Below are 26647 nucleotides of genomic sequence, written 5' to 3' on the forward strand. Positions count from 1 at the left end.
TGTGTCAATTTAACGGCGTTTCATAATGAGTAATACAGAATGCATTGAGGATTTGATGAATGCTGTAATGACTTTTTACTCCGTAGCAGTTATTGAGCATTACATGATATTCCTATTAATAAGTAAGTCCAGAAGTACTGAGGGTGTTTACGACCAGTTATTAAACGCAGTAAGAGATCACCTAGATAAGGAGGATAGAATATTAAATAACACGTTAAGATTAAAGGAGTGTGTGAATGGTAATGTTGCATCCTTACTTAATGAACTCATAAAAAACATTCAAGATGGAATTACCTTAGTTAATGACCCTGAGTTCATAAGTAATTACATCAACGATTTTACAATTGCCGTAAAAGCCCTTACTAAGTACATGTTACATCATGAAGAGCTCATGTCAAGGATTATTAATGAATTACAAGAAAATATTCGAAGGTACATGAGAAGTTTAACCTGATTTTTATAAAGCCATGTTACTTCACGATAGGTACTGCGGAGGTACTTGAGTTAGGTTCTTCTTTATCGCGTCGATACTGGCTAGGAACTTCTTTCTTTGCTCGTCATTAAGTTTCAATTCAATTATTTTCTCAACGCCATTCTTACCAAGTACGACAGGCACCTCCGCAAAAACGTCTCTCACACCATACTCGCCATCAAGGTATACAGAGGCTTCGAATATTCTCTTTCTATCTTTCTTAATTGAATCAACCATTAATGATAGACCGGCAGCTGGACCCCAGTTACTACTGAAGCCTCTCAGATTTGTTATCTCTGCACCAGCTTGTATTGTCTTCTTAACAATGTCGTCGTATTGATCCTTGGTTATGAACTCAGTAAGTGGTTTACCATACACGAAGGATGCCTCGGGTACTGGATACATATTCTCACCATGTTGGCCAAGGACGACGGGTATTATTGATTCAGGCGCTATGCCAATAAGTAAAGATGCGTAATAGGCCATTCTATTTGAGTCTAAGACGCCGCTGAAACCAATGACCCTATTCCTTGGAAAGCCTAACTTCTTATAAAGAACATAGACCATTGCGTCAAGTGGGTTTGTGGTTATTATTACTATTGAGTTTGGAGCATATTTCTTAATTTGATCAGCCACTGATGCCACGATCTCGGCATTCTTAGCCGCCAATTCTTCCCTAGTCATTCCAGGTTTTCTAGCAAGTCCTGCAGTAACTATTACTATGTCACTACCCTCCATATCCTTATAGTCATTACTGCCCTTATACCTAACGGACTTACCGAGTATGGCAGCGGCATGGTTTAGGTCAACAGCTTCACCTTGGGGCAGATTCTTTATTACATCTATTAGCGTGATTTCATTGTCTAACTCGAAGAACATTAGGAAGGCGGCCGTGGTTGCGCCGACACGCCCACTACCTATTATCGTGATCACCTAGTTCACCCATTACCTGATATTAATGACGAGTTTTTAACTTTAATCCACTCACAATGTATCATTAACAATATGCATTATTGAATTGACGTTGTTTATTTATGAAAAATAATATTTAGTCACTCATTGCTTATACTTTACATTTAACTATGGAAAATCCAGAGGCCTTCCTTAACCTATTCATTATGGCTAGTCCAATACCCCTCTCCTCAATGCCCTCTGCGATGCCTATATCCACATTTATCTTATCAAGATTCCTTAAGGAGTCAAAGAGCGATGCTGCTATTGTGTATGTATTTTCTCTATAACCTAGGATTATTATTGGTAATTCATTAATTTCAGGATATTTCATTAATTGATTAGCAGTTTCTTTCGTAATTAGTAATGCCACTTTCAATTTCTTATTTAAATAATCAATTAAGGTATCATGCAATAACTTAATTAATGAATCATGATCATTGCATTCCACGATGATCAACCGTGTGTGTGGCGCATAATGCCTATACCTCATACCTGGAGCTAGAGCTGTATCAGCTTCGCCTAAACCTCTTGCGAATTCCGGCACTACTATGTCGACGTTAAATAATGATTTTAATTCCTCAATAGTAAAGGGACCAGGCCTTAAAAGCACGGGGGGATTCCTCGTTACATCAATTATTGTTGACTCAACACCGAAAAACGTAGGCCCTGCATCAAGTAGAATCATCTCAATATCGTCATTGGCGTAATCCTCAATTATATGTTCAGCCAATGTAGGGCTTGGTCTACCTGACTTATTAGCGCTTGGTGCAGCTATGGGCGTTCCAGACGACTTAATTAATGCAAGTGCCACGGGGTGTGCAGGCGACCTCACAGCCACCGTATTACGACCACCAGTGACCTCCTTAGGTATGTCAGGCGACTTGGGTAAGATTAAGGTGAGAGGTCCTGGCCATGCTTTCCTAATTACTGGAAATATGATTTCGGGTATGTCAATGGCGACCTTATCGAGCTCATTTATATCCGATATATGTACTATAAGTGGGTTATCTGGTGGTCTACCCTTAGCTCTAAAGATCTTTAGGCATGCCTCGCCATTAAATGTATCTGCGCCAAGCCCATAAACGGTTTCCGTGGGGAATGCCACTAAGTACCCATTCCTTATGTAATTACTTGCCTCCTTGATTATGGAGTTATCAGGATTTAAAGGGTCTACCTTACGCACCTTAAGCATCACGTTTATCAATACCTGGTGCTTATAAATCCATCTACGTGTCATCGCTATACACGGATAACTATTATCAATAAGCTAGATAGGTTTATAAGCATGTTTCCGTGACACTGTTGGTGGTTAATAATGGCAGTGTCTAATGAAGAAATAACAAATAGTACGAATAATGAGAATGATGAAGAACCAATATTCAAAACAAACTTGCCCAGTGATAAGACCAAGGAATTAATAGAGATACTACGTAATGTTTACGACCCTGAAATACCGATAGACGTGTACGATCTGGGACTTATTTACGAGGTAATGTTGGATAATGATAAAGTTGTTCATGTAAAAATGACTCTGACAGCCGTAGGCTGTCCATTGTCAGAGAACTTAGGTTATCAAGTCGGTGCGGCTATTCAACAGGCAATACCTGATGCAAAGGATATAGAAATTGATGTAGTATTTGACCCACCATGGACGCCATTAAAAATGACGAGGTTAGGACGTGAGATGTTTAAGGCAATTTATGGATATGATATTGTTGAACAATGGCTAAAGTCGCAAAATGAACAAAGCACTCAAACGAACAATCAGGAGAATAGTGAAAACGCATAATTGTCCTTGTTTTCATTATCTATTTCTAAATAACTGCATTTTATATTCTGAATAAAAGATTTAAAAGGTGTATTTAGAATAGAAAATGTGTTATCATCAATGGATAGCATTCCATCGAGAAGAACATTAAATGAACGAGTACAACAAAAACTAAGTGAGATTCTAGAGTCAAGTGATTTGATAAAATTTGTTGCTTTAGTTACAATGGATGGATTTACCATAGCCTCAGGAATGAAGGGCAATATTAATGTTAATCCTAAATGGTTAGGCGCCCTAATAGTATCATCAATTAAGAACCTTGAACTTAACCTAAAAAAGGCATTGAATGAAGCAAATCTATCCGAGCTCGTTATATCCATAGGTCAGGATCTATTGATCGTGAAATCCATCGGTAAATTATCGCTGATAATGATTGTTGATAGATCACTGGATATTAATTTCGTAATGTACGAGTTAGAGGAGGGATTAAGGGATTTAATAATGGATCTAGGCTTAGAAAGGAGATAGATTTTACGCATTATTCAACATTTTCCTCAACCGCCATACTATTTAATGACTCTATTAACGCGGCTGATGTCAAATTCTCAATTAATTGCTTCGACCTCTCATAATATGCATTAATTAACTGCAATAACTTCTGCTTAACGTAATCTATTGGCTTTGTGTAGTAAACATAGGTATAACCTCCATTCTTAGCAAGCACGGGTCTCCTAGCAATTAGGCCAAGTTGAACCAGCTTTACTAAGGACCTCTCAATAGTGCTTCTTGATTTATTCATTTCCTTAGCTATTTCGGCCACGGTCAGCGGCTCCTTCGCCTTATTCTGCAGTAAATAATAGATCTCCACCTCAGTTGGTGAGAGCCTAAGTATGCACCTCAGAATGTATTTTATATCCACATCCTCAAGGATCTCTTCGGTACTTTTCTCCTTAATTGTTATGAGAGACACCACGTTAATCACCAACATCAGTGTCACATAGTGTCTTTATAAATCTTTTTCTCCAACATTTTCCACCATAGAAATGCATTAATTATTACATTATTTATATATAATAAGGCTTTATAGCTCTACAGTGGTACCCATATTCCTACTTTTCACTATGCTATATATGTATGATGCAGCCGCGAGATCCTCAACCGCAATACCAACGGATTTAAACAACGTAATATCACCATTCCCTAATCTACCCTGTCTCAAGCCACTTACTATTTCACCTATTTCGATTAAATTCTTTTCAGATATTAAACCATTCTTAATTGGAATTATTATATCGCCAGTCTCATTCATAACTGCAGTGCGTGAGTCGACAGCTATCACGGATACTTTACGAATAACATCGTCATCTAATTCCCTGGTATTAATCTCAGGGGCGCCGATTGACACTACGTGCATTCCCTCATGGAGCCATGAACCATGAATAACAGGTTCTCTACTTGTTGTTGCTGTTATTACGATATCGGCTTGCTTAACAGCAACATAACCTGAATTAACTACCATGGCATCAATACCTCTATCCTGAGCTATTTTCGCTAATTCAAGGGCCCTTTCTCTCGTCCTTGAATGTATGAATACTCTCTTGATGGTAAAAGCCCTAGATAATAATATTAAATGATACTTCGCCTGTAATCCAGCGCCAATAATTGCCATTTTATCCATACCTCGTGCCATATACTTGATCGATACGGCGGTCGCGGCTGCGGTTCTCCATGCCGTTAATGCCGTGCCATTAATAACCGCCATTGGTTGTCCCGTAACATCATTCATAAGTACGACTACTCCCTGGGTCGTTGGTAAGCCACGTAATTTATTACTCTCAATAACATTGACTATTTTAACGGAAAAACCAAGGTTTCGTGTACCGCAGGGCATGACGCCCCACCAGTCATTATCAAGGTAAATAACCGTTCTTTGAGGCATCTTGACAATGCCAGAGCTATAGTCCTTAAAAGCCGTGGCTATGGCATTTACTAATCCGTTAACGCCGTCCTTACTATCTAGGACCTCATCAACCTCCCTTCCACTTATTATTAACAGTCTCATATTACATTTGAACTATGATGAAAAATTTAAGCATTATTCTCTATAGATATGAATAGGAGAATATCGTCTATGCATTTTGCGACAGATTTATTAATTCTAGTTATAAGTAAAATAGTGGGTGAAATTATGGAGATTAAATGCATTAATTGCAAGTACTTTAGACTTCATGAGTTACATGATGATATAGGTATTTGCACGAATAAGGATAGCCCGTACTACATGAGGATGGTCATGACCGAGTGGCAATGTCCCTTCTTCATGGAATTTAATGAGGAGAAGGATGAAGATGAATTTTATTGGTGCTCAGATTGCAAGACAATGATACATAAGTCATTATTACCACTTCATAAGGGACACAAATTGGTTAAGATACCGTACATTGATGAGGAATCACACTTAGAAACCTACGTTGCAGATTAAGCCGTTGCATGCCTTCAGAACGACTTAATTAAAAAATTTATGCAATACTTATGTATGAAATCCTCAATAGCCCTTGCTATAACTCTGATATCCTTACCTCTAGGTGTGTGAGACATTCCCTCAATTCGTATTAACTCAATAACATTACCAAGAGACCTGGCTTTTTCATAATAACTCTCTACCTGTTGAATATTTACTAATTCATCATTCGTACCATGTATCAAGAGTATTGGTGGTAAACTAGGCCTTAAGTAGTTGATGGGAGAGGTCCTCATAAGAAATTCCTCAGTAACTTGCTTACTATCGATTTTCATTAACTCCTCATAAGTCCTCCTCCTAATACTACCAGGTTCACCTGCAAGTAACCACCTAATTTGGGCTAACCTGTCAGTTGGTCCAGAAACCGAAATAGCACAAGCAACTTTATTTAATGTCGATGCTGCAAGTAGCGCTATTGTGCCACCCATCGAGTGACCAGCAACTATGAAATTATCATTAGCGCTTTGTATTAATTCATTAATTTTATGAAGCCCGTCTTCGAAGTCCCTATATGTTGGCGTTATTATCTCCAAATTTAGGGATTTTAATGGACCGGTAAGCCAATTTATTTTTTCAGGACTTGAACCAAAGCCATGAATCACCAAGGCCTTCATTATTAAAGTACGTGTAATGCGTTAATTATAAAGTTTGTTGTAGAGTTAGGTTAGGAGAGTTAACCTAATAAATTTACTAGGGTTTTAACATCAGTCATGTCTAAATCAAGGAAGACGAGAAGATCGCAAAAACGCAAAGGAAAACTCTTCTACTTTGCATTAGCGTTAGTAATACTTGGAGAAGCCGCATTTATAATTGTTTTATTCCTACCTGGCATAGTATCTAAGCTTACAATGACCTCGCAAGCACAGGCTGAGCTTAATGCCACGGTAATTACTGATTACATGCTCTCAACATTAATAAATCCATACAATAATTCACTCATAAATGCAACGGCATTAGGACTAGTAAATAATACGAAACCCATACTAATGTACCTAACGGTTAACGATCCATACCTGGTGGATGAATCATGCGGTGTTTGGCCAATACTTTATAACGCCACGTATTATCACGGTTATAACGTGGTAGTTATAGTATTCCCTAATCCCCCAACACAGGCCCCCGCAACCCTGTCTGTGATCCAGCAATTCAATAATTACGTATATGAACTCTGTAACTTTAACCCAGAGACTACGAAGTTCATCATAACAACAGCATTCTGGAGCAATTATACATCTGGATCCCAGGTACTCATTATTGGCTATGGAACATTACTACCACAACTACTTACTAAGCTTGGTATTAATGCAAGTAGTGCTTACTTCCCACTACTAATATTGGTTAAGCCGCACAATACTGTAAATACATCGGGAGTAATCTATGGGCAACAACTCATAAATAGTACGTACTTAAATGAAACCTTATTTGGATCGTCAAATAATTAGTAAGGTAAAAACCTTGTGCAGTTAATGGGCTCCTCATTATTAAGGATCCTATTTATCGACCCTAAATCCCAGATTGCGCATAAGTAAGTCCTTGTATACTTAGCCAACTCCACTGCTGACTGAATCTTCTTTATGAGACCCCCTGTTACATCAATATGCCGTGTAAACCTCTCACTAATTATTGATGTCCTAGTTAATTCCTTAATCACATTACCATTGGCATCAAGTATTCCAGGCACATCCGTTAGGAATATGGATGCCGTTGGCCTTAACCTTAAGCCGAGATCAAGCATTATATCATCACCACTAATTATTGAGAAACCTTCATCACTTAGCACAACATCGCCATACAACATGGGTATTACCCCTCTCTCAAGTAATTCCATTATGTGAATTGGTTCTATCAATAATTGAGGCTTACCATCATTAATAACGTAGACTGATCCCGTCCTTAATGGATAAATAGGCAATCCCATTGATGCCAAGGTAATCGTCAACTTCATGCTTAAATAATGGAGTATCGCTGATGTGAAAGAAACACCTGTTAATTGATCATAATCCCTATATCTACTTAAACCGTAGGCTAGAGCCATAGGATGCGCAAAACTACCGCCTCCATGAATAAGTACGAATTTATCACCTGCCTTAATACTTGTAGCAAGCAAATTACCTAAATTCCGCACCCAATCCTCCCTATAGCTTAATGGCCTCGACTTATCACTTATTGCGCTACCCCCCAACTTCATTATGAACAGTCTCATTAAAATCCTCCAAGGCCAGTTCCGTAAATCTAATTTATAAGCATGAAGTAGGGCTATCTTTTTAATGTAGTTAAAAAATGAGGATAATTCGCCAAATCCTAAAACTCTCTTGTTACTGTAAATCTTAGGATTTCCCTAAGATCCTCAACAAACTCATTATTACTTAACTCATTCAGTGACTTCTCAGATTTCTCAGCAAACTCCATAGCCATTTTCGATGCGTTTTCCCTAGCATTTGTCTTTGATATTATTTCTACAGCTTTCTTAACGTCATCATTAGTAATTGCAGCCTTACCAAGAATACTCAATAAGTCCTCCTTGTCTTTATCATTCAGTTCTTTTAAAGCCATAACAATAACAGCATTTCCCAACTTATGCTCCTTAATGTCCTTACCAATTTCCTTACCAAACTTCTTAACATCGCCAAATATGTCCAATATATCGTCAAGCACTTGAAAAGCAAGCCCCAGGTATGTACCATAGTCAGAAAGCGCCTTAACGCAATGTGGTGTGTTTGCCGACATCGCTCCAAAAACAGATGATGCCCTTATCAAGGCAGCCGTCTTAAGGCTTATCATCTTTATATAAGTATTATACAGGGATTCCCAATTACTCAATAACCTAGGCCCTAGCCTATTTTCAACAAAATATGGATCTTTACGGCCCGAATACTCTAGGAGTATGTCTAATCGCTCACCCTCATCTATCGCGCGTATTGTTCTTGCAGTCTCCCTAGCAAAGGATACTGGGTCCCTAGTTTCAAGTATTGCCTCCTCAATTGCTTCCCTATACCATATGCCGATTAGTATGGCCGCGTTATCGCCGTACTTAGCCCTAACGGTTAGCTTATTTCTCCTTAATAACGCCTCGTCAATAATATCATCATAAATCAGGGAGTAATTATGTATTAACTCCACAATTGCTGCGGCGGGTAGCGCAACTTTATAATCACTACCGCAAGCCCTTGTTGCAGTTAACGTTATTAACGGCCTCAACCTCTTACCACCAGTGGATACTTGGTAAATCACCGTATCCTTAAAATCCTCACTCACCTCCCTATTTAGGTACTTGATCAATTGCTCGTCAATCTCATGTCCATATAGATTATGAAGCTTCTCTAGTATGTCCATTGAATTTATGGTTAATATTAAGTAATTAAGTTGTATCCTTACGATATTTTTAACTGTTGAATATAAATTAGTTAATGTCTAAAGCCATTATTAATCATTAATTATGGACAAAGCTTAATATTGCTTATATGATGAAAAACGTATATGAGTCAAGATGTGGTTATTACGGGCTTTGTAAGGACACCAATTGGTAAATTCGGTAGCGCATTTAAGAATGTGAAGACACCCTATTTAGCTGCTGAGGCAATAAAGGCATTAATTAGGAGGACGGGTATTGATGGTAAGCTTATTGACGAGGTTGTCTTTGGTTCAACACTCCAGGGTGGTATGGGACAGAACCTTAGCAGATTCGCGGCCCTGCTCGCTGGATTACCCAGTAGTATTAGTGCGTTTACCGTTAATAGGGTTTGTTCATCAGGAATGCAGGCAATTATTGAGGCCATTAGGGCCCTTAAGGTTGGTGATGTTAATGTAGTAATAGCCGGTGGCGCTGAATCAATGAGTACGCAACCACTTGCGTTACCACATGAGGCTAGGTGGGGAGTTAAGCATTTGATTGGTAGGGATTTGAAATTCATTGATTTAATGATTTATGATGGATTAATGGATCCTACAAACATGATGTTAATGGGTCAGGAGGCCGATAAAGTTGCCATGGAACATGAAATAACTAGGGAGGAACTTGATAGGGTCGCCTATGAAAGTCACATGAGAGCTTTAAGGGCTACGGAGAATAAGTACTACCTTGAGCTGGAGCCTGTCGATACTGTAATAAATGGCGAGAAGATCTACCTAGATAAAGATGAGGGTATCAGACCAGACACAAGCCTAGAGAAACTAGCTAAATTAAAACCTGCCTTCGGACCAAATGGACTACACACGGCTGGTAATTCTTCTCAACTATCTGATGGAGCTGCATCACTATTATTAACTACCATGGATAAGGCCAAGGAGCTGGGGTTAAAGCCCGTTGCAAAGATAGTTGGTTATGCATGGCATATGCTAGAACCCTGGAGGTTTCCGGAGGCGCCAATTTACGTAATTAGGAAGTTGCTAAGTAAGGTTGGCTGGAGCGTGAATGATGTCGATGTTTTTGAGGTTAATGAAGCCTTTGCTGTTGTTAACGTACTAGTGAATAAGGAGTTGGGTATACCATACGAGAAGATGAATATATTCGGCGGCGCAATAGCCCTAGGGCATCCACTTGGTGCGAGTGGTGCTAGAATCGTTACGACATTAATATCGGCATTAATGCACGTTGGTGGTAAAAGAGGTGTGGCTGCGCTGTGCCATGGGACAGGCGGCGCCACGGCTGTGGCTATCGAGATGCTCTAAATAAAGCAAAAGGCTTTTAAATGAAGTAGGTCCTTTGGTACTTCGTGGACGTCCTGGAATAAAGGATTTCGGAGAACTTAAGGTCATAATAAACCTGCTAAAGAAGTATAGGGGATACGCAACTACACTCATTAGTCTATACATTAATAGTAATAGGCCAATACCGGATGTCGTATCAATGCTTAGACAGGAGTGGGCCTTAGCGAGCAACATTAAGGATAAGACCACTAGGACGCATGTTCAGGATGCTCTCGAGAGAATAATAAACTCAATAAAGGGTATTTCAAAAGCCCCGGAGAATGGCCTTGCAATATTCGCAGGTTTTCACATGATAAATCCAGGTAATTATGAGTGGATTTTCCATGCCCTAATTCCTCCAATACCAATATCAACCTTTAAGTATATATGCGATACATCATTCCATACAGAGATCCTGGAGGGTATGGTAAAGAGCAGTGATACTTATGGAATAATAGTCATTGAAAGGGGCGAGGCCGTGATCGCACTACTAAGGGGTAACTACTGGGAGATTGTGGATAAGGTTCAATTCTTCGTACCAAATAAACACGCCGCAGGTGGTCAATCAGCCCTAAGATATAAACGACAGACAGAGCACCTAGCCGAGACATTCTACAAGCTAGTCGCCGAGAGAACCAACAAGATACTCACTGAAATACCCAACCTAAAGGGCATTGTTGTCGCTGGGCCAGGTCCAACCAAGGAGGAGTTTCTTGAGGAGGGTGAACTTGACCATAGAATCAGGGATAAGGTCATTGCCATAGTATCGGCGTGCTGTGCCGACATTAGTGGTGTTCTTGAGGCTATTAGGAATGCTGAGGATAAACTTAAGGAGACCGAGTACGTTAAGGCCAAGAAACTGATGGAAGAGATCATGTACTTAGCCGTTAAAAAGCCTGAGTATTTAATCTACGGTAAGGACTCTGTGATGGATGCCATTAAGAAGGGTATTGCTAAGATGATCGTTGTTAGTGAGGATGTCGGTGAAGACGAGATCATGAACCTAACACTTATGTTAAGAGGAAGAAAGGGCATTGAATTATTCGTAATGCCCAAGTCCGTTGAGGAAAATCTAACATTAACGCAAACATTCGGTGGCTACGTAGCCATATTATCAACACCATCATGGTTAATCGAGAATTATGAGGAAAACCAAGTTCAAAGTGATTTATAAGAGGGAAATTTCCTTAAAAATTATTTTGTTTTTCTAACCGCCGCCAGCAGGTGGGAGAAATACGACTTCATCACCGTTGGATAACTTGGTGCTTAGTCCATTTAGGAAGTCTATGGATCTACCATTGACTAGGATTACGTACTGATCCTTAAGTTTACCATTATCATCAAGTATTACTTTCGAGAAATTGGGACTAATTGATTTGTCAATAACCTGTATTAAATCCTTAATTGTAGTACTATCAGATACGTTAATCTCCGTCTTAAGTACCTTGGTTATATCGTAGAGGGATGCTAAGAACTTAACTTGCACTTTCATTAAACCACTAAGCTCATCATTAATTTAAAAACTTAATTCCTAAAAGTGGTCACTATGCAACACCGCAATGTGGTAGAAATGTTACCTCATCACCATCAGATAATTTAGTGGTAATGCCATTAAGAAAGTCTGGGGACCTACCATTAATTAGTACTAGGAACTTATCCTTAATCCTATTGTTGCAGTCAAGAATAACCCTAGAAAAACCTGGGTATATGGCATTATCAATCTTCCTTATTAAGTCAAGCAATGTCGCACCCTCTGGCAACTCAATCTCGGCCCTTAAGGTCTTAGTCATTTCATATAGTAAAGTCAAAAAATTGACTTGTACTCTCATTAGGTATGCCATAAAAGTCTTTAAATAAAAATCTTTTCTCTATTTTTATTTAGTAGGTCTATTTTAAATTTTTAAATAATGGTAATCATTGCTGTGATGAACACTTACCCAACGCCTTCAAAAGGGTCATTGCGACTCCAAGGCCTCTCTGCACATCCTTATCTCCCAACGCTCTCCAAAGTCCCATTAAACCACCTACAGGCTTAGCATTAGCTAAATCAAGATTCTTACCCATGCATCCACCTAAATCCTGAACCAAGCCCTTCAGCCTAAGAACATCCTGAGTATCTAATTTATTCATTGCCTGTAAACTACCATCAACGAGTATTGATAATAACCTAAATACCGCAGGATCTTGGAAAAGATACTGTATAACTTCCTCAAATCTATTAACTATTAACATTAATGCATCAATAACACCACTGCGTTTAAGCTCAATTATCTGATCAAGCAAGCCCCTAATCTCATCAATGTTTTGTACAAGTACATTAAGGGCTTCAGCAATCTGCTCATCCGGGCTCTTCTCAACCTGTGTTTGTTGGACTTGTGCCATGATCACCACCTCACATAGTTGTTGCTAACCAGGTTTTATAAAATAGATCCTTAATCAACCTACCTAACGGTGACGTCAATATACTATAACAACTACCCATCCATGCAGCCTTATTGCTAGTTAAGTCTAACTTTATGTCGCAGTTAAACATCATTCCAACATCACCATAATCCAAGGCGCACGTCATTGCATTTATTTGAGCAGGATCAACTGGTTGGCCAAGTAAATCACCGGTAATAGCTGCCGCACTAGCTAATGCCGTAAAATGCACAGGAACACCTGCTGTTGGGAGACCTACATATGGCATTGAGTGCTCACCGGGTAAGTATACATCGTCATACTTTAAGCTCCTACCTGTATAGACATTTATTGCAGTCCATTTTCCAGTAGGAGTATCAGCAACTAATGGTGTACCTTCAAAGGGCTTTGGCAATCTTGCTGGTGGCGTCACAATTAACAGGTCATACTTATACTTTTCACCGTTAGAAAGCGTAACTACCTTTTCCTTATCATCAATAGTAATTGGCGGTTTAATACCACTTACGCATTCAACTCCTTTTTTAGTGGCAATATTTTCAGATATTTTAACGGCCTCTGGACCTAGTGGCTCTAGGGGTTTGTTAAATGGATAGAGCAATGTTATGCTTGTTCTATCTCTAATACCCCTCTTCCTAAACAATGTATCTAATTGACAAGCGAATTCGAAGGGATAAACACCGCACCTATATATGGGTTCAGGGGCTACTAAAACGACCTTACCACCAGTGAAAGATCTTAATGCCTCCTTAAGTTTTAATGCGCCATCAAGGGTATAGTTATGGTAACCAACGCCTAAGTTATAGGACTGGAAGTCATTCTCAACGCCTAGACTCGCTAATAAGTAATCGTAATCAAACTTACCTTGATCTGTCTCCACGACTCTATTATCGGGATCTATCTTCGTCACCTTGGCCTTAACGTACTTAACACCCCTCCTTTCAAGCAATGATAAGGGTAATTGGGCTTGCTTAGGTTCTATGTCACCAAGCGCTATGTTAACGAGAAGTGGTGGTAATAAGTAGTAATCCGTATCATTTATTATTGTTATTTCTGCATCAACCCTACCTCTCAACCTTTCGGCCATTCTCTTGGCAGCAACGACACCACCAACACCACCTCCCAACACTAGAATTTTCTTTGGCACGTTAGACTTAAGATTTATGTTACTATTTAAGTATTATTATCAATTAAAATATGAATTAGATTGTATATGTGAATAAATAAATTGCTTTGAATATCCTAGAATATGAAAATTAGAATGAAGATAGGGATTTAATATATATTGTTGTAATTGTCATAGTGATGATGGACCAACAGTCCGATGTTAGGTAATGAGGATGGAGGTGAAGACTGATTATTCTGTTAGAAGTGTTTTTAAGTACGTGAGGACGCATTAATTAGTCTCATGAGTCTAAGGACATTATTTACAATGTCGGTAAGAAACCTTGGAGGTAGAAGAACAAGGGTCATACTGACTATGCTTGCTATAGTCTATAGTGTAGCATTAATGATAACATTAGAAACAATGACTTATGGATTTAAGGTTGCAATAACCAATGAGGTTGAAAACATACTGCCCATCGATTTAATGGTTTACTCACAAAGTGTCTCAATACCTGAGGAGGTGGCCCAGGTAATTGCGAAACTCCCTCATGTATCATACGTTGTTCCTGCAATAATAATAAGTACGGCACAGGTTAATGGCAAGGCCGTCACCCTGATTGGTATACCCAGTCAGTACTTCTCATACTTTGAGGTTCACATGGAGAGTGGATCATTGCCTATGAGCAATGGTGAAGCAATAGTGCAGGATACCCTGGTCCAGAAGGATAACATAAGTATTGGCGATACGATTTATGTTCAAGTACTAACGGGAATTCAGGGAGGCACCAATATAATACCCCTAAAGGTTACGGGAACATTCAGTAGCATACTTGGTGGTTTTCTCGGCTTTCAGTTAAACATGATTGTAACACCGATAGGTACATTGCAGAATGACTTAGATGATGATGGCTTTGTTAATGCAATATTTATAAAGTTGTCTCAGGAAAATCCTGCATATCTTAATCAATTAGCTACGGCATTGAGTGAGTATTTTCCAAATGCTGATGTTTATGAGCAGAGCTCAGTACTTAGTTCAATCTCTAATGCATTATCAATGGTTAATTTATTCTTCATAGTAATAATAGCACTGAGCCTAATAGTTACTGGGCTTAGTGTTGCGAATACTGCCATCATGAACGTTAGGGAGAGAACCAGGGAAATAGGCATACTTAAGGCGTTAGGTGCATCCAATGGGCAAGTAATCACTATATTCCTTCTTGAGATATTAATCATGAGCATAATCGGTTCAGTAGTGGGTATAGTGCTGGGAATAGCAGGCGCTTACTTAGCCAGGTATGTAATAATTAAACTAAACCTACCAATAATAATACCCGTAATACTACTGCCCGCATTATATGGATACTCACTAATAATAGCCATAGCAACATCAATTGTTGCCTCAATACCATCATTAATATCAATAACGAGAATCAGACCTATGGAGGTATTAAGGATTGAGTGATAGAAAGAAACTAGGAAAATATATCTAAACCCTCCGTAATCCTAAAATCAACCCTATACTTAACCCCCAAACTCTCTGACTCAAGTAATTGACCAAGGAGTCTATGCGATGTTGCATCCATGACCTTAACCTTCACGAATGCGCCAATATCTGCTTTCTTCACGGCTATAGGCTTATAGTTATATGAACGAACGATGTAATTCTCACCCCTAAAGTCTATCTCACTGGTAATACCCCACATTTCCTTACCAATGAATGGTTTATTCCTTTCCAAGGCCACTTTGTTAAAGATCTCCGTAGCTACCTTACTCCTCTCCTTCTTAATCTGTTCAGGTACTTGCTCCATGTAGGCGGCCTCAGTAAACGGCCTTCTACTATACCTAGCAAGATTAACCTTATCTATGCTTAACTCCTCGATTAGTCTAACACTGGCCCAAAAATCTTCATCGGTTTCCCCAGGAAAGCCAACAATGATGTCAGTGACTATTGTGGCATCGGGGAAAACCCTCCTAATCCTCGTTACAATGTCCTTAAAGAGACTAACTGAGTATTTTCTTTTCATGAGGGTTAATATACGGTCACTACCACTTTGTACAGGGATGTGGAAGAACCTATACACACGCCAATCGGATTTTACAATATCGAGTAGCCTATCAATTACTCGGCTAAGTTCAAGGGGCTCCATCATTCCCAATCTAATCATAAACCTACCATCAACCTTACCTAATATATTCTCAAGTAAATCAGCTAAGTCATAACCCCTATCACGACCATATGCACTAATCTCTTGACCCGTTAGATAGATCTCCCGTGCACCCCTACTAACGGCATTAGCAACGGCATTAGTAATATCGCTCATTTCATAACTCCTCACTTTACCAAAGCCCATCCTACCAACCTTAGTAACGCAAAAGCTGCAATTACCGAGACAACCAACTTGTATTGGCACGACGTATCTGTGCCCATGAAATTCAGGGTAATAACTAGGTAAGTACTTCATGGGTCTATCCTCATATACATAAATATCGTTGCGCCCATTTACGACCTCATCTATGAACTCAGCACCATGGGATGTGACAAGCACGGCATTGGGCGCCGCATCCTTTATCATTGCTGGTCTAACCCTAGTTAGGCATCCAGTTACAATTAATCTCTTGTTTAGATACTCCTCACTTAACTTCCTTAGAAGCTTCAACTCATTTCTCTCAGCCTCTTCCCTAACGGCGCATGTATTGATAATAATTGTATCAGCCGATTTAATGTCCTCAGTGTACTCCCAGCCCAATGACCTAAGCCTAGTAATCACTATGTCACTATCCGCCTTATTCAACCAACAACCAAATGTTATCACAGTGAATTTATTGGCCATACTACCGTTAATAACAAGGATCCCTAGGCACTTAAAAAACTAGATGCGCGTAAGCAGTGTTTTTAAATGGGCAATCCATTAATAGCCTAAGGATTATGATAACCATTTTAATAATCCACGCAGTATTAATGGCCCTTGGTATAGACCCGCCGGCATCATTCACGGTAACGGGAATCACTTGGTACTACGGATCATATTCAGAACCAGTGAGTAATTATACGCATATATACACAGGCACTGGTATAAACGCTACCATGGTGATTAACATAAATAGCAACTTATCAACACCTGTCAACGTCTCCTACACATTGAGTATAGGGAACCACGCAACTCAGGGTTTATGGGAATTACAACCAGGAAGCAATACATTAAATATAACAGTACCAGCCCTAAACCAGGGTAACTACAACGCATCCCTATCGATATATACAATGGGCTATACCATGAATTACTACTTCACAGTATCCTCAGTAACACCGGGAATAATAATAAACACAACAGTAACGAAATTATACAGCGGCGTACCTCAGGTAGTGTTGCTTAAAATAATGAACAGCACACCCATACCCATAAACTCCACATTAATAACAATAACCGGAACAAACATCGCAGTAAGCAAGAGTATTATTACGGTAAAGCCCCCATTAAATGAAAGCATAACGGTGGTGCCAGGCCCGTATTCATTGGGCACGGCAATATTAACCCTAAAGATTAGCTACACTGATGTCGGGGGTTATGCCTGGAATACTAATGAGACACTTACATTTACAATAGTACCAACGCCTGTATACCTAGCCCTAAGCACGCAATATAGCACTATTAATTATGGCAATTACCTACCAATAACAATAAATGCAACAACACCCGTAGGCCCTCTACAAGATCAGCAATTAAGTATTTATGTTGATAATAATTACGTAGTATCAATAACAACGAATAATTACGGTACAGCCCAGTACTCGTTGTTAGTGAATTATGGCGTAGGATATCACGTGTTAACGATTACCTTCACAAACACCACATACTTCCAGGAGGCAATGATTAATTATACCTTCATAGTATTGCCGGGCACAGTATACATAATGGCCTATGTAAATAATACTAATATAACGTATGGAAGCTCAGTAAATATTTATGTAAAACTATCACCACCAATATCAGGTGGCGTATTAACAATTAGTTATGTGATTAATGGATTATCATCAACAATAGGCAGTTATACTCCCATAAACGGTAGCGTTCAGGTTACGTGGATACCACCACAGGCTGGAACGTACTTAATAACAATCTATTACACAAACCCGCCAAATTATTTACCAAGCTCTACTAATCTAACGATAATTGCCCATAGAGCACCCTGTACCCTATCAATAACAATTAATGGAACTCCAGAGGTACTGCATGAAGTTATAATAATAAGTCATATGGAACCTGTTATCGTTAATGCAAAATTGAATGTATTAATTACAGGCAATAATACATCAGTAAGCGGCACGACCTACATAAACGCTAGCGGTGTTGGTGAGTATATCTTCATACCTAAATTACCTGGTAATTACTCAATAGCAGTATCATGGTCTGGAAACATCAATTACAAGGGATGCGGCACCACTTATTTCCTGGATATAATGAAGGCCCCATTAAGTCTTTACATGAATGGAAGTAGCGACTTAATTGCCGCAGGCGGTTATGAAACCTTTAGTATAAATATTATGACGAACATCCCAATTAGCTATGTTAATGGGAACTTAACCATAGTTATTAAGAATGGGAACAAGACTGTGAGTATTTATGAAGAGCCGATTACGGGTAATTACATGAAGAGCTCAATACCTTTTCCCAAACCTGGCAATTACGAAATCCTAATACTTTATCCAGGTAATGATTATGTTAATTCAAGCATATACGGACCCTACTACATAACAGTACTACCGGGTTTCCTAGGAATACCCTGGTATATGCTACTTGCTTACCTAACGCCAATAGTACTTGGATCATTAATTGGAATTATTATTAATCATAAGTTCCGTCAAGCATAGCAATTAGCCTTGGCAACTCGGCCACACTACCTATCACGAACTTCGTCGGAAACTCCCTAGCCCAGGTAGAAACCCCTATGTTTATCGTGCCTAATCCATTAACCATGATTATATCCCTTGGATGATCAGTTACGTAGACAACAACAGTCGATGGTAATCCAAGCATGTCGAGCGTCCTCTTAACCAGATCAAGCTTATCATGACCAGGACCTAAATCACCAAGAGACACACAACCCTCAATAAATTCAGTAAATCCATAATACCTTAACTCATCTACCATGCGTGAGCATTCTAATTCCCTTCCTGTGGCTATGACCAGTCTCTTATTCATACTACGTAATACCTTCATGGAGTCCAAAACCCCTGGAAATACCTCACCATAATCCCTCCTCTGTGAATACAATAGCCAGCACTCATGCCAAAACCAGAAATTCCTCGATAAATCACCAAGCACCTCACTTAGAGATGGATCCCTATAATAAACACTGAGCAAGTAGCTAATATCCCCATTTATCTCCTTACCATATTTTGCCGCGCACTCCCTCAATACAGCTAGGAACTTAGGTAGTGTATTAACGAGAGTCATATCAAGGTCTAGTATAATGGCCTTAACGACCATAGTGGGGAATATGTTATGGCTTTAACTCATTAATAAACCATTCCATTAAATCCACCATTAAAATAAAATACTTTAAGAACCTATTTAGTACTGATTAAATAGTGGGTAAGCCTAGGTATAGAATAGAAGTAGTCCTTGAGAGGGATGGTAAGGTATTAATGGATAGCATAACGGCAAGGCTTCTTGAGATCCTTGAAAGAAAAGGTTCCTTATTATCTGTCGTGAAGGATCTCGGTTTACCATATTCAAAGGCCTGGGAATTAATTAATAGGTTAGAAAGTGGATTGGAGATTAAGGTCGTTAATTCAAGGAGAGGCTATAAAGGGAGGCATGTTACTCACTATCGAGGGAAGGGAGGTATTGAATACGTATAGGACAATGACGAGGAGGTATGTATGGAATCCTGATGGATCTGTATGCGACACCGTATATGCTGGAAGTGATGATTGTATAGTTAGGGATATAATCAGCGAGATGAGGAGTGAGGGCTACTGCATTGATGCTTATTGGGTTGGTTCAATGAATGGTTTAAGCATGGTAATGAATGGTCTAGCTGACATTGCTGGTATTCACTTGGTTGATCCAATGAGTGGTGAGTATAATGTATCATACATGGACTCACTGGGTGCTTGGGACAATGCTGTTTTAATGAGGGGCTACCTAAGATTATTGGGTATTGTGCATAGGCCATACTTAAGCATTGGTGATTTAACAGACATACTGGGACTCAGAATGGTTAATAGGAACCCAGGTTCAGGCACTAGGCTGGCAACAGAGCTTTTACTTAGTGGTATTGCTAGGCACACGGGATATGATGTGGAGGAATTAAGGAGGACAATAAAGGGTTACAATGATGTGGTGAAAACCCATGTGGAGGTTACTGAGAAGGTAGCTAGAGGCCTTGCTGATTACGGAGTGGCAATAACAGGGCAGGCACTTGCGATGGGTCTCTCCGTCAAGCCCATAGCCCTTGAGGAGTTCGATATTATAATATCTAAGACAAGTATTGATAAACCAACCGTTAAGGAGTTCATACGTAGGATAAACAAGGTTAATTTAAGACCAGGTTATGTGATTCTAAGGAACACTGGCGAGCTCTACTCTAGGTAATCATAATCGCTACCGCCAACATACACATTATGAAGAACCCTATAAAGAGCATCAAGGCCCTCACCAGTTTTCGCGCTTATTGGTATTGGCTTTGACATAGTACCAATGGCAGTCAGGATATCCGTTAACCTAACACTTAGGTCAGTCTCCAACTTATTAACCTGGTTTGACAATAATGCTTCCCTGAGTAAATCCGTCTCCTCGCTCCATTCAAGTATTTCATCAACCACGGATTTATCAAGCAAGTCAATCTTATTGAGCACGTTTACCTGAGACATATTAAACCTAAACTGGGTTGATAATGATAATAGCATTGATGATACGTAACCACTTGGTGTCTGGGCCTGTGTTGCATCGATTACGAATACTACGGCAGACCTATCCATACTAAGCCTATTAATTAATACGGAACCAACACTCCTAAAGGCGAAGAGCTCCATCTGACCTGGCGTGTCTATGAGCACGTAATTAGCACCAATATCCATTACTTGGTTCTTTATCTCCTGGGCCCTGACAGCCAGCATGTCTATTGCAGCTATTATTGAACCATTGGGGCCAAGCTTGTACTTCCTCATTAACTCCCTAGCCGAGATCACATCCCTGATGTCTATATCAGGGACGTAGGGCACGTACTCCACAGCAGGATCGAGATTAACAATAGCGACGTCATATTGATTATTCTCAAGCCATTCAGCAAATGTACTAACAAGTGTTGTTTTTCCTGAACCAGCCGTGCCAACTATAAATACTGTGAACATTACGTATGGTAAATAAATTACCTTAATAAAAAACTTCCGAACCACCACTAAACACTCATGTATAATGTGGCGATTAAAGCCCTGGCCGTGGCATCACTAAGAAGCATATACCTAACACCATTTCTTAAACCCAAATAATTAGATACCACCGTTACTAATGCACCACTCATTAATGACCCAATTAGTGTCCCAATACCATAAAATAGGTTGTATAGGCTGACGGCTGTTCTTCTATCCTCAGAATTATCATAGACGAATGATATATATGCAACATTTGATGCGGAATTCGTGAAGCCCGCTATGGTATTCGCCACGTAAATCACGTATACATTATTGGCCAGGGCATAGGACAATGGGAATGTTATGAGTAAGAATCTCCCTAGAAACCTTATCAACTTCCTGTTATTCCTAATCGTAGACAGCAATCTATCAGTGACCTGGCATTCAGGATCCATTGGTTCCATGTTCCATATATTAATTACATTCATAAGAATGAGAAATGCGCTAGTGATGAATACGTAATGCATTAATGCGTAGTTACTACCAACGATTAGGCCTGTCATTAACGTTGCCAATAAACCACCTATGGAACCATAAAATGCATAAGTAGCTAATACCTGACCCCTACTTCCTCTACTCATTCTCTCCATGATTAAGGCCCATGCAAAGGAATTAGCACCACCGACAATGGCTATGGCAATATACGTAATTAAGTATAGTGTTGGATTCCCATAGGCAATAAACGCCATTGTAAACCACAAAATAGCAAGTAATAATGTCGATAATTTCAGCAATTGTTCAATACGACTAGTCCTCCTTAATGGTACTTGAACAACACCACTGAAGAAAGATGAAGCTGATGACACAAGACTAATACCAATACTTGGTACGCCAATAACGGCCGCCAAGAAACTCATGAAAGGTGATACAAGTCCATTAGCGAGGTTCTGGATTAATACGTAATTTTTCAATTTCTTATTATCCATACACCTCATTAATTAATACTAAACCATATAAAAACCATACCCAGCAGAACGTCAGCCCGGGTCCTCTCGATCATTTAAAATCACACTGGTCTAGTACTCATCACTGTAAATACGTAGTAACTCTAAGAAATAAGGCTTATGCGTTAAGAACCCTTGATTGATAGGTAAATTAAGTCACCAATAAATAGCACCAGGATAAAAAATGCTATTATGAATATTATCATCATACTAGTGGAATCATATAAAGAGTATAAGGCAATGGTTAGTAAGGGTAATGAATAGATTAGGGCGTTCATACGACCAACATCAAATAATTTCCTACTAGCCCTAGAATATATAATGATTGACTCCAAGAATAACGCTATACTTGATATTAAATTAATAATAAGAACATTAAATATGGAACTCTCTGGTATTAATGAAACGGCAGTAGAAACCATGGGTAAATCGAGGTCAAGATCATAAACATCAATAACCCTAATAAAACCCCTCCTCACTCTATTGAGAAACACCCTGCCACTAACGGTTAATCCAAGTGCCGTAACATAAGACACGTAAATCCTATACCAAGGCTCAACCCATGAAATTAATGTTAAAATCACCGCAGTAGCACCAATTAAATATAAAGGCACTAGATAGTTCAATCTTTCCTTAATATACGATAACCTATAATCAATACTAAACCTAAATGCGGAGGCATACTCTAAAATAAACCAGGAAACACCCAACAAGCCAAAACCAACACCCAACAACCACAAAAACATCAATACAAAAAACAACAGGTAAACAAAAAACTAACTCAACGTATTAAGCAAAAGGAACCATTAAGTGGTGGACCGGCCGGGATTTGAACCCGGGATCTCCCGCGCGCCGAGCGGGCATCCTTCCAGGCTAGACTACCGGCCCTCGATATGGAACAACCCTGGGAATTTAAGCTTTTCGCGAATTTATCATTAGTTCAGGGCTCACATATTCCTCGCCATTTAATGGTTTTTATATTCGCTTAGTCTCTTTATCTTGAATGATTAATTGAAATAATGATACATCCAATAATTTTTGCGTGAGCACTGGAGCCAATTTCCTTAGGATGATTGAGGACATGCAGAGGTTGTTTACTAAGCTCTATGATTTAGCAATGACAATACAAGGTGGTGTATTTATAATACATGTGGCAATTCCTAATGAACCAGGTACTTTGGGTAGGGTCTTAACTACAATAGAGGCAGCTACGGGACTTAACCTATTACTAGCCTATGCCTATGGATGGCCTGGTGAAGCAATAGGCTATGCCTTACTGGTATATCCAGCAGGTAATAGTGATGAAATGGGTAAGAAGCTCGTTGAAGCATCAAAATCGGCTGGAGCTATAATACTTGGTGCCTATAAAATAGAGAATAAAATGCTATGATTTTAATTTAAGTGGACATTAAAATCACGTATACCTAACACCATTTGGATCTAGTTTATTTAGGAATTGCAGCTCTTCGGTGTTCACCGTCTCGAGCATATTTAATGGCTCCCTAACCCTTGGCTTAAAGGCCATATTATTAATTACATCATCAAAGCTAACCCTTGGGAACAAGCCCGTCAATACCAATTCCCCCGCGTCGTGATCAAACTCAAACATAGCCTTTGGCGTGCATATTGTTAAACTTGGTCCTTGCCTTGTAGGTCCCGGCGCTGTAATGAAGTCAACCCTATCCACTAATGTCCTCCTTGAATGCTCACTAAGCCACATTATTATTCTACGGGCTCTCCTATATAGATAGGCTGCAGCTGCACCACCTGGTAACCTAACCCTTGGCCTCTCATAATTACCAATTACTGATAGGTTCATGTTTCCATGTCGATCAACCTGCGCTGCGGAGAAGAACATAACGTCAAGTTGACCACGCCTAGCCAAGTCAAATGCATCTAGGCTTGTTATGAAGCCCCTACCATTAATGAACGAGTATGGATCCCCTGATGAAGGCATCACTGTAATGTCTCTAGGTTCATACACCTCGGCTACATTTATGAACCAAATACTCAATCCCCAATACCTGGCTAATGCAATAGCTAATACTGCAGGGACGGATGTTAAGCCCGTATATGCAATATCGCCATCCCTTAATTGCTTTGCCATGCACTTAATGATGTTATCCATATCAGCCATGTACGAACACCCCAAGCACCTTCTCAATGCTTAATCCCGCCTTAACACTATCAAAGTACTTCTTAATAACATCATAATCAGCTCTATAATAACCGTACATTGATGTTGGCCACGCGCCCTTTGGTGAATGTACCACCGCAGTCACCATGAAGCCTGGTATTGTTAATAGCTCTGGGTGCTCTCTGAAATAATCCTCACTTACTATTTCCTCGGCCGTAACTATAACTCTCTTAGCAGCTTGAATTTTAAGTAAATCCTCGTATTTAGGACCGTATATTTCAATATCGCCTTTCTCATCAGCCCTATGCGCATGTACTAAAGCTACATCAGGCCTTATGGCCTTAACGGCAATTAACTCCTGGTCATTAAATGGATCCTTAATTATTTTCCAAATACCTCTCTTAACATTTAATGGAACTAAATCACTATCTAAAGCAATTGCTGATGGCATGAAGGGAAACCCATACGATCCAGCGCGGAGTCCTGCCATTACGCCTTCACAAACATCCTCAATGAACTCCACCTCGCCGCTCTCCACCATCCTCCTAAATCCAGGCGCAATGCCAAAGTGTTCGAAGGTAACCATCGCAGCCCTAATCCTCCTAACCCTACCCGATATCGTTAATAAGTCAAAGGCCAGACCAGGCTCCCTATCTACCAACGCCAAGTCCCTCTTATTTGACCTAGCTATGGCTATAGCCATTGCCATAGGATTACGATGAAAGGACATGCCGCCAATAGCTATTTCATCACCGTTATTAATTAAGTCCAGGGCCTCCTCGATACTCATCAACTTATTTTTAGCCATACAGTAATACTAGTAATTAATAAGGGTATTAAGTTTTATGATATGAATGCCTTAGGCGCAATTAATACCTCATCGCCATCGTTAAGATTAGTAGATAATCCCCTTAGCCAGTGTATGTCTCTGCCGTTCACAATCACTATATAATTCTCATTAAGTTCATCACACCTGAGCAGCATCCTCGGAATTTCTGGATTTAACTCGCCAAGCTTCATTATTAGATCCTTGACTGTATATCCATTCGGTACTTGAATGGTTAGGCTTATGGCATTAACAAGCTCATGTAATTGCGCAGATAATACTACTCTCAAATTCATAATTCATCAGGAGCAAACCGAATCAACAAATGCTTTTGCTAATTCCCTGGCTCGGTCTATTGAATTCGTTTCTTCGATACATGCGTTCTCCTCATCCTTCATATAGACTATGTATTTACCACCCACGTCATATATCATACCCCTACCAAAGCAATTCTCCTCAAGTAGTGTCTGATAAGCCTCGATAGGCTCTTTATTGGATAAACTATCTATTATGCTCCTCACCCTGTCATTATTGCACTCCACTAAATATGTGCAGATTACCGCCTTTTAAGTGTAATGCTAATACTTAATTAGCCTAGGGTATTATCGTTATAGGGAATGAGCAGGGAATATCCACGATATCCGCTGGTTGGTGTTGGCTCTATAGTTATTAAGGACGGAAAGATTTTACTGATAAGGAGAGGTGCAGAACCTAATAGAGGTAAGTGGTCAATACCTGGCGGTATGGTCGAGCCCGGCGAAGATCCTGATTACGCTGCCTTAAGGGAACTAAGGGAGGAAACCGGCATTATTGGTAAGGTAATTGGACTCTTTGGTATTTATCAATATTTAGAACGTGATTCTGAAGGTAGGATTAAGTACCACTTTCTACTTCTTGATTACTTGGTCGAACCAATAGGCGGAACACCTAAGGCATCCAGTGATGCTATAGAATTAAGGTTTATTGGATTAAGGGAAGCATTGAATTTGGATCTAACGGACACAGCAAAGCAGTTATTAATGGATTTATTGGCTTCTGGACCAAGACCATGTGGTGGTGGCTTAATTAAGCTCACTCATTAGTATCTAATTTCAAAATCATCGAATTCGTTCTTAGGCTCCTCATACTCAACCTCAACATCCTCAATAATAGCACCAGGCGGTCCTTTGTTAACTATACTCACTAATTGCTCAATGGAATCATCGGGGCCTTCAGCAACGATCTCTACAGTGAATCCATCAGGTAAATTCCTAACAAAACCCTTAATACCCAGCCTTTTAGCGTTTCTTCTTACAAATGCCCTAAACCCGACTCCCTGAACAATACCTTTAACTAACACGTGAATTCTCTTCATTATTGTCTAAAATAACGTTTTAAATTAGGGCTTTAAAGGGTAA

34 protein-coding genes and 1 tRNA gene are annotated in these 26647 nt (G+C 39.6%); 13 read left to right on the forward strand and 22 right to left on the reverse strand.

Annotation, left to right across the window (positions count from 1 at the left end):
- Positions 1 to 25: 25 nt before the first annotated feature.
- Positions 26 to 454 (forward strand): hypothetical protein, encoded by a 429-nt coding sequence (locus tag VMUT_RS01065; RefSeq protein ID WP_013603582.1) that lies wholly within the window; start codon positions 26 to 28, stop codon positions 452 to 454.
- A 21-nt stretch (positions 455 to 475) separates the two neighbouring features.
- Here VMUT_RS01065 and VMUT_RS01070 read toward each other — a convergent pair whose 3' ends face one another.
- Both VMUT_RS01070 and VMUT_RS01075 read right to left on the reverse strand, forming a co-directional pair.
- Positions 476 to 1405, reverse strand: coding sequence for a malate dehydrogenase (locus VMUT_RS01070; protein WP_013603583.1), 930 nt, complete (start codon positions 1403 to 1405; stop codon positions 476 to 478).
- 130 nt (positions 1406 to 1535) lie between these two features.
- Positions 1536 to 2618 carry an L-threonylcarbamoyladenylate synthase gene (locus tag VMUT_RS01075; RefSeq protein ID WP_048057104.1) on the reverse strand — a complete coding sequence of 361 codons (1083 nt, stop codon included), beginning with the start codon at positions 2616 to 2618 and terminating at the stop codon, positions 1536 to 1538.
- A 123-nt stretch (positions 2619 to 2741) separates the two neighbouring features.
- Between VMUT_RS01075 and VMUT_RS01080 the strand changes: the two genes are divergently transcribed.
- Together VMUT_RS01080 and VMUT_RS01085 are read left to right on the forward strand one after the other, a co-directional pair.
- Positions 2742 to 3215, forward strand: coding sequence for a metal-sulfur cluster assembly factor (locus VMUT_RS01080; RefSeq protein WP_013603585.1), 474 nt, complete (start codon positions 2742 to 2744; stop codon positions 3213 to 3215).
- Between the two features lie 99 nt (positions 3216 to 3314).
- Positions 3315 to 3722 carry a roadblock/LC7 domain-containing protein gene (locus VMUT_RS01085; RefSeq protein WP_148224615.1) on the forward strand — a complete coding sequence of 136 codons (408 nt, stop codon included), beginning with the start codon at positions 3315 to 3317 and terminating at the stop codon, positions 3720 to 3722.
- 10 nt (positions 3723 to 3732) lie between these two features.
- Here VMUT_RS01085 and VMUT_RS01090 read toward each other — a convergent pair whose 3' ends face one another.
- Both VMUT_RS01090 and VMUT_RS01095 read right to left on the reverse strand, forming a co-directional pair.
- A complete protein-coding gene (locus tag VMUT_RS01090; RefSeq protein ID WP_013603587.1) occupies positions 3733 to 4182 on the reverse strand; it encodes an ArsR family transcriptional regulator in 450 nt (149 codons plus the stop codon).
- A 93-nt stretch (positions 4183 to 4275) separates the two neighbouring features.
- Entirely contained in the window at positions 4276 to 5256 is a 981-nt protein-coding gene (locus VMUT_RS01095; RefSeq protein WP_013603588.1) for an ornithine cyclodeaminase family protein, read from the reverse strand.
- A 126-nt stretch (positions 5257 to 5382) separates the two neighbouring features.
- Between VMUT_RS01095 and VMUT_RS01100 the strand changes: the two genes are divergently transcribed.
- Positions 5383 to 5676 (forward strand): hypothetical protein, encoded by a 294-nt coding sequence (locus VMUT_RS01100; RefSeq protein ID WP_237699677.1) that lies wholly within the window; start codon positions 5383 to 5385, stop codon positions 5674 to 5676.
- 14 nt (positions 5677 to 5690) lie between these two features.
- Here the strand turns inward: VMUT_RS01100 and VMUT_RS01105 are convergent, their stop codons facing one another.
- Positions 5691 to 6329, reverse strand: a complete 639-nt coding sequence (locus VMUT_RS01105; RefSeq protein WP_013603590.1) for an alpha/beta hydrolase family protein — start codon at positions 6327 to 6329, stop codon at positions 5691 to 5693.
- 96 nt (positions 6330 to 6425) lie between these two features.
- On the opposite strand from VMUT_RS01105, the gene VMUT_RS01110 reads away from it, so the two are divergent.
- Entirely contained in the window at positions 6426 to 7157 is a 732-nt protein-coding gene (locus VMUT_RS01110; protein WP_013603591.1) for a hypothetical protein, read from the forward strand.
- On the opposite strand, the gene VMUT_RS01115 is transcribed toward VMUT_RS01110, so the two are convergent.
- Both VMUT_RS01115 and VMUT_RS01120 read right to left on the reverse strand, forming a co-directional pair.
- Complete coding sequence (locus VMUT_RS01115) at positions 7154 to 7918, reverse strand: isopentenyl phosphate kinase (protein WP_013603592.1); 765 nt, start codon at positions 7916 to 7918, stop codon at positions 7154 to 7156. The two genes, VMUT_RS01110 and VMUT_RS01115, sit on opposite strands and share 4 nt — an antisense overlap.
- A 98-nt stretch (positions 7919 to 8016) precedes the next feature.
- A complete protein-coding gene (locus tag VMUT_RS01120; RefSeq protein ID WP_013603593.1) occupies positions 8017 to 9048 on the reverse strand; it encodes a polyprenyl synthetase family protein in 1032 nt (343 codons plus the stop codon).
- 144 nt (positions 9049 to 9192) lie between these two features.
- Between VMUT_RS01120 and VMUT_RS01125 the strand changes: the two genes are divergently transcribed.
- A complete protein-coding gene (locus tag VMUT_RS01125; protein WP_013603594.1) occupies positions 9193 to 10383 on the forward strand; it encodes a thiolase family protein in 1191 nt (396 codons plus the stop codon).
- Between the two features lie 34 nt (positions 10384 to 10417).
- The gene (gene prf1, locus VMUT_RS01130) at positions 10418 to 11575 is read left to right on the forward strand and encodes a peptide chain release factor aRF-1 (protein WP_013603595.1); all 1158 of its coding nucleotides are present in this window, start codon (positions 10418 to 10420) and stop codon (positions 11573 to 11575) included.
- Positions 11576 to 11608: 33 nt separating this feature from the next.
- On the opposite strand, the gene VMUT_RS01135 is transcribed toward prf1, so the two are convergent.
- The 4 genes from VMUT_RS01135 to VMUT_RS01150 all read right to left on the reverse strand — a co-directional run bounded on the left by VMUT_RS01135 (position 11609) and on the right by VMUT_RS01150 (position 13966).
- The gene (locus tag VMUT_RS01135; RefSeq protein WP_048056787.1) at positions 11609 to 11893 is read right to left on the reverse strand and encodes a MoaD/ThiS family protein; all 285 of its coding nucleotides are present in this window, start codon (positions 11891 to 11893) and stop codon (positions 11609 to 11611) included.
- A gap of 52 nt (positions 11894 to 11945) precedes the next feature.
- Positions 11946 to 12230, reverse strand: coding sequence for a MoaD/ThiS family protein (locus VMUT_RS01140; protein ID WP_048057105.1), 285 nt, complete (start codon positions 12228 to 12230; stop codon positions 11946 to 11948).
- An 85-nt stretch (positions 12231 to 12315) separates the two neighbouring features.
- Positions 12316 to 12783, reverse strand: a complete 468-nt coding sequence (locus VMUT_RS01145) for a helical membrane plugin domain-containing protein (RefSeq protein WP_048057106.1) — start codon at positions 12781 to 12783, stop codon at positions 12316 to 12318.
- Between the two features lie 10 nt (positions 12784 to 12793).
- A complete protein-coding gene (locus VMUT_RS01150; RefSeq protein WP_048056788.1) occupies positions 12794 to 13966 on the reverse strand; it encodes an NAD(P)/FAD-dependent oxidoreductase in 1173 nt (390 codons plus the stop codon).
- Positions 13967 to 14227: 261 nt separating this feature from the next.
- On the opposite strand from VMUT_RS01150, the gene VMUT_RS01155 reads away from it, so the two are divergent.
- A complete protein-coding gene (locus tag VMUT_RS01155; protein WP_148224617.1) occupies positions 14228 to 15388 on the forward strand; it encodes an ABC transporter permease in 1161 nt (386 codons plus the stop codon).
- 10 nt (positions 15389 to 15398) lie between these two features.
- Here VMUT_RS01155 and VMUT_RS01160 read toward each other — a convergent pair whose 3' ends face one another.
- A complete protein-coding gene (locus VMUT_RS01160) occupies positions 15399 to 16757 on the reverse strand; it encodes a tRNA (N(6)-L-threonylcarbamoyladenosine(37)-C(2))-methylthiotransferase (RefSeq protein ID WP_013603601.1) in 1359 nt (452 codons plus the stop codon).
- A 95-nt stretch (positions 16758 to 16852) separates the two neighbouring features.
- Between VMUT_RS01160 and VMUT_RS01165 the strand changes: the two genes are divergently transcribed.
- Positions 16853 to 18796, forward strand: a complete 1944-nt coding sequence (locus VMUT_RS01165) for an Ig-like domain repeat protein (protein WP_237699678.1) — start codon at positions 16853 to 16855, stop codon at positions 18794 to 18796.
- Here the strand turns inward: VMUT_RS01165 and VMUT_RS01170 are convergent.
- Entirely contained in the window at positions 18771 to 19415 is a 645-nt protein-coding gene (locus VMUT_RS01170; RefSeq protein WP_048056789.1) for an HAD family hydrolase, read from the reverse strand. The genes VMUT_RS01165 and VMUT_RS01170 overlap by 26 nt on opposite strands.
- Positions 19416 to 19516: 101 nt before the next feature.
- On the opposite strand from VMUT_RS01170, the gene VMUT_RS01175 reads away from it, so the two are divergent.
- Both VMUT_RS01175 and VMUT_RS01180 read left to right on the forward strand, forming a co-directional pair.
- Positions 19517 to 19789 (forward strand): winged helix-turn-helix domain-containing protein, encoded by a 273-nt coding sequence (locus VMUT_RS01175; RefSeq protein WP_048056790.1) that lies wholly within the window; start codon positions 19517 to 19519, stop codon positions 19787 to 19789.
- Positions 19746 to 20525, forward strand: a complete 780-nt coding sequence (locus VMUT_RS01180; RefSeq protein ID WP_048056791.1) for a substrate-binding domain-containing protein — start codon at positions 19746 to 19748, stop codon at positions 20523 to 20525. Before VMUT_RS01175 ends, VMUT_RS01180 begins: the two co-directional genes overlap by 44 nt.
- Here the strand turns inward: VMUT_RS01180 and VMUT_RS01185 are convergent.
- The 4 genes from VMUT_RS01185 to VMUT_RS01200 all read right to left on the reverse strand — a co-directional run bounded on the left by VMUT_RS01185 (position 20513) and on the right by VMUT_RS01200 (position 23175).
- Positions 20513 to 21328, reverse strand: a complete 816-nt coding sequence (locus VMUT_RS01185) for a PRK13768 family protein (RefSeq protein WP_237699679.1) — start codon at positions 21326 to 21328, stop codon at positions 20513 to 20515. The two genes, VMUT_RS01180 and VMUT_RS01185, sit on opposite strands and share 13 nt — an antisense overlap.
- Before the next feature lie 2 nt (positions 21329 to 21330).
- On the reverse strand, positions 21331 to 22269 hold the full coding sequence (locus VMUT_RS01190; protein ID WP_013603604.1) for an MFS transporter: 939 nt from the start codon (positions 22267 to 22269) through the stop codon (positions 21331 to 21333).
- 143 nt (positions 22270 to 22412) lie between these two features.
- Positions 22413 to 23048, reverse strand: a complete 636-nt coding sequence (locus tag VMUT_RS01195; protein WP_237699680.1) for a hypothetical protein — start codon at positions 23046 to 23048, stop codon at positions 22413 to 22415.
- A gap of 50 nt (positions 23049 to 23098) precedes the next feature.
- A tRNA-Ala gene (locus VMUT_RS01200) sits at positions 23099 to 23175 on the reverse strand.
- A 154-nt stretch (positions 23176 to 23329) separates the two neighbouring features.
- Between VMUT_RS01200 and VMUT_RS01205 the strand changes: the two genes are divergently transcribed.
- Positions 23330 to 23677, forward strand: a complete 348-nt coding sequence (locus VMUT_RS01205; RefSeq protein ID WP_013603606.1) for a hypothetical protein — start codon at positions 23330 to 23332, stop codon at positions 23675 to 23677.
- A 24-nt stretch (positions 23678 to 23701) separates the two neighbouring features.
- Here VMUT_RS01205 and VMUT_RS01210 read toward each other — a convergent pair whose 3' ends face one another.
- From VMUT_RS01210 to VMUT_RS01225, 4 genes are read right to left on the reverse strand one after another with little or no spacing between them, the layout of a single operon-like run.
- Entirely contained in the window at positions 23702 to 24424 is a 723-nt protein-coding gene (locus tag VMUT_RS01210; protein WP_148224618.1) for a CoA-transferase, read from the reverse strand.
- A complete protein-coding gene (locus VMUT_RS01215) occupies positions 24417 to 25232 on the reverse strand; it encodes a CoA transferase subunit A (protein WP_013603608.1) in 816 nt (271 codons plus the stop codon). Before VMUT_RS01215 ends, VMUT_RS01210 begins: the two co-directional genes overlap by 8 nt.
- 35 nt (positions 25233 to 25267) lie before the next feature.
- Positions 25268 to 25546, reverse strand: coding sequence for a MoaD/ThiS family protein (locus VMUT_RS01220; RefSeq protein ID WP_013603609.1), 279 nt, complete (start codon positions 25544 to 25546; stop codon positions 25268 to 25270).
- A 6-nt stretch (positions 25547 to 25552) separates the two neighbouring features.
- On the reverse strand, positions 25553 to 25792 hold the full coding sequence (locus VMUT_RS01225; RefSeq protein WP_013603610.1) for a hypothetical protein: 240 nt from the start codon (positions 25790 to 25792) through the stop codon (positions 25553 to 25555).
- 75 nt (positions 25793 to 25867) lie between these two features.
- Between VMUT_RS01225 and VMUT_RS01230 the strand changes: the two genes are divergently transcribed.
- Complete coding sequence (locus tag VMUT_RS01230) at positions 25868 to 26332, forward strand: NUDIX hydrolase (RefSeq protein WP_013603611.1); 465 nt, start codon at positions 25868 to 25870, stop codon at positions 26330 to 26332.
- On the opposite strand, the gene VMUT_RS01235 is transcribed toward VMUT_RS01230, so the two are convergent.
- Positions 26329 to 26604: an acylphosphatase gene (locus tag VMUT_RS01235; RefSeq protein ID WP_013603612.1), complete on the reverse strand. Its 276-nt coding sequence runs from the start codon at positions 26602 to 26604 to the stop codon at positions 26329 to 26331. The genes VMUT_RS01230 and VMUT_RS01235 overlap by 4 nt on opposite strands.
- Positions 26605 to 26647 lie beyond the last annotated feature (43 nt).

It is taken from the genome of Vulcanisaeta moutnovskia 768-28 (assembly GCF_000190315.1).
Lineage (GTDB): Archaea > Thermoproteota > Thermoprotei > Thermoproteales > Thermocladiaceae > Vulcanisaeta > Vulcanisaeta moutnovskia.

Excerpts from the sequence above, each read along its gene's own strand:
- VMUT_RS01065 (WP_013603582.1), top strand. The coding sequence starts at position 26 with ATGAGTAATACAGAATGCATTGAGGATTTGATGAATGCTGTAATGACT.
- VMUT_RS01075 (WP_048057104.1), bottom strand. The coding sequence starts at position 2,618 with ATGCTTAAGGTGCGTAAGGTAGACCCTTTAAATCCTGATAACTCCATA.
- VMUT_RS01080 (WP_013603585.1), top strand. The coding sequence starts at position 2,742 with ATGGCAGTGTCTAATGAAGAAATAACAAATAGTACGAATAATGAGAAT.
- VMUT_RS01085 (WP_148224615.1), top strand. The coding sequence starts at position 3,315 with ATGGATAGCATTCCATCGAGAAGAACATTAAATGAACGAGTACAACAA.
- VMUT_RS01090 (WP_013603587.1), bottom strand. The coding sequence starts at position 4,182 with ATGTTGGTGATTAACGTGGTGTCTCTCATAACAATTAAGGAGAAAAGT.
- VMUT_RS01095 (WP_013603588.1), bottom strand. The coding sequence starts at position 5,256 with ATGAGACTGTTAATAATAAGTGGAAGGGAGGTTGATGAGGTCCTAGAT.
- VMUT_RS01100 (WP_237699677.1), top strand. The coding sequence starts at position 5,383 with ATGGAGATTAAATGCATTAATTGCAAGTACTTTAGACTTCATGAGTTA.
- VMUT_RS01105 (WP_013603590.1), bottom strand. The coding sequence starts at position 6,329 with ATGAAGGCCTTGGTGATTCATGGCTTTGGTTCAAGTCCTGAAAAAATA.
- VMUT_RS01110 (WP_013603591.1), top strand. The coding sequence starts at position 6,426 with ATGTCTAAATCAAGGAAGACGAGAAGATCGCAAAAACGCAAAGGAAAA.
- VMUT_RS01115 (WP_013603592.1), bottom strand. The coding sequence starts at position 7,918 with ATGAGACTGTTCATAATGAAGTTGGGGGGTAGCGCAATAAGTGATAAG.
- VMUT_RS01120 (WP_013603593.1), bottom strand. The coding sequence starts at position 9,048 with ATGGACATACTAGAGAAGCTTCATAATCTATATGGACATGAGATTGAC.
- VMUT_RS01125 (WP_013603594.1), top strand. The coding sequence starts at position 9,193 with ATGAGTCAAGATGTGGTTATTACGGGCTTTGTAAGGACACCAATTGGT.
- VMUT_RS01135 (WP_048056787.1), bottom strand. The coding sequence starts at position 11,893 with ATGAAAGTGCAAGTTAAGTTCTTAGCATCCCTCTACGATATAACCAAG.
- VMUT_RS01140 (WP_048057105.1), bottom strand. The coding sequence starts at position 12,230 with ATGAGAGTACAAGTCAATTTTTTGACTTTACTATATGAAATGACTAAG.
- VMUT_RS01145 (WP_048057106.1), bottom strand. The coding sequence starts at position 12,783 with ATGGCACAAGTCCAACAAACACAGGTTGAGAAGAGCCCGGATGAGCAG.
- VMUT_RS01155 (WP_148224617.1), top strand. The coding sequence starts at position 14,228 with ATGAGTCTAAGGACATTATTTACAATGTCGGTAAGAAACCTTGGAGGT.
- VMUT_RS01160 (WP_013603601.1), bottom strand. The coding sequence starts at position 16,757 with ATGGCCAATAAATTCACTGTGATAACATTTGGTTGTTGGTTGAATAAG.
- VMUT_RS01165 (WP_237699678.1), top strand. The coding sequence starts at position 16,853 with ATGATAACCATTTTAATAATCCACGCAGTATTAATGGCCCTTGGTATA.
- VMUT_RS01170 (WP_048056789.1), bottom strand. The coding sequence starts at position 19,415 with ATGGTCGTTAAGGCCATTATACTAGACCTTGATATGACTCTCGTTAAT.
- VMUT_RS01180 (WP_048056791.1), top strand. The coding sequence starts at position 19,746 with ATGTTACTCACTATCGAGGGAAGGGAGGTATTGAATACGTATAGGACA.
- VMUT_RS01190 (WP_013603604.1), bottom strand. The coding sequence starts at position 22,269 with ATGGATAATAAGAAATTGAAAAATTACGTATTAATCCAGAACCTCGCT.
- VMUT_RS01210 (WP_148224618.1), bottom strand. The coding sequence starts at position 24,424 with ATGGCTGATATGGATAACATCATTAAGTGCATGGCAAAGCAATTAAGG.
- VMUT_RS01215 (WP_013603608.1), bottom strand. The coding sequence starts at position 25,232 with ATGGCTAAAAATAAGTTGATGAGTATCGAGGAGGCCCTGGACTTAATT.
- VMUT_RS01220 (WP_013603609.1), bottom strand. The coding sequence starts at position 25,546 with ATGAATTTGAGAGTAGTATTATCTGCGCAATTACATGAGCTTGTTAAT.
- VMUT_RS01230 (WP_013603611.1), top strand. The coding sequence starts at position 25,868 with ATGAGCAGGGAATATCCACGATATCCGCTGGTTGGTGTTGGCTCTATA.
- VMUT_RS01235 (WP_013603612.1), bottom strand. The coding sequence starts at position 26,604 with ATGAAGAGAATTCACGTGTTAGTTAAAGGTATTGTTCAGGGAGTCGGG.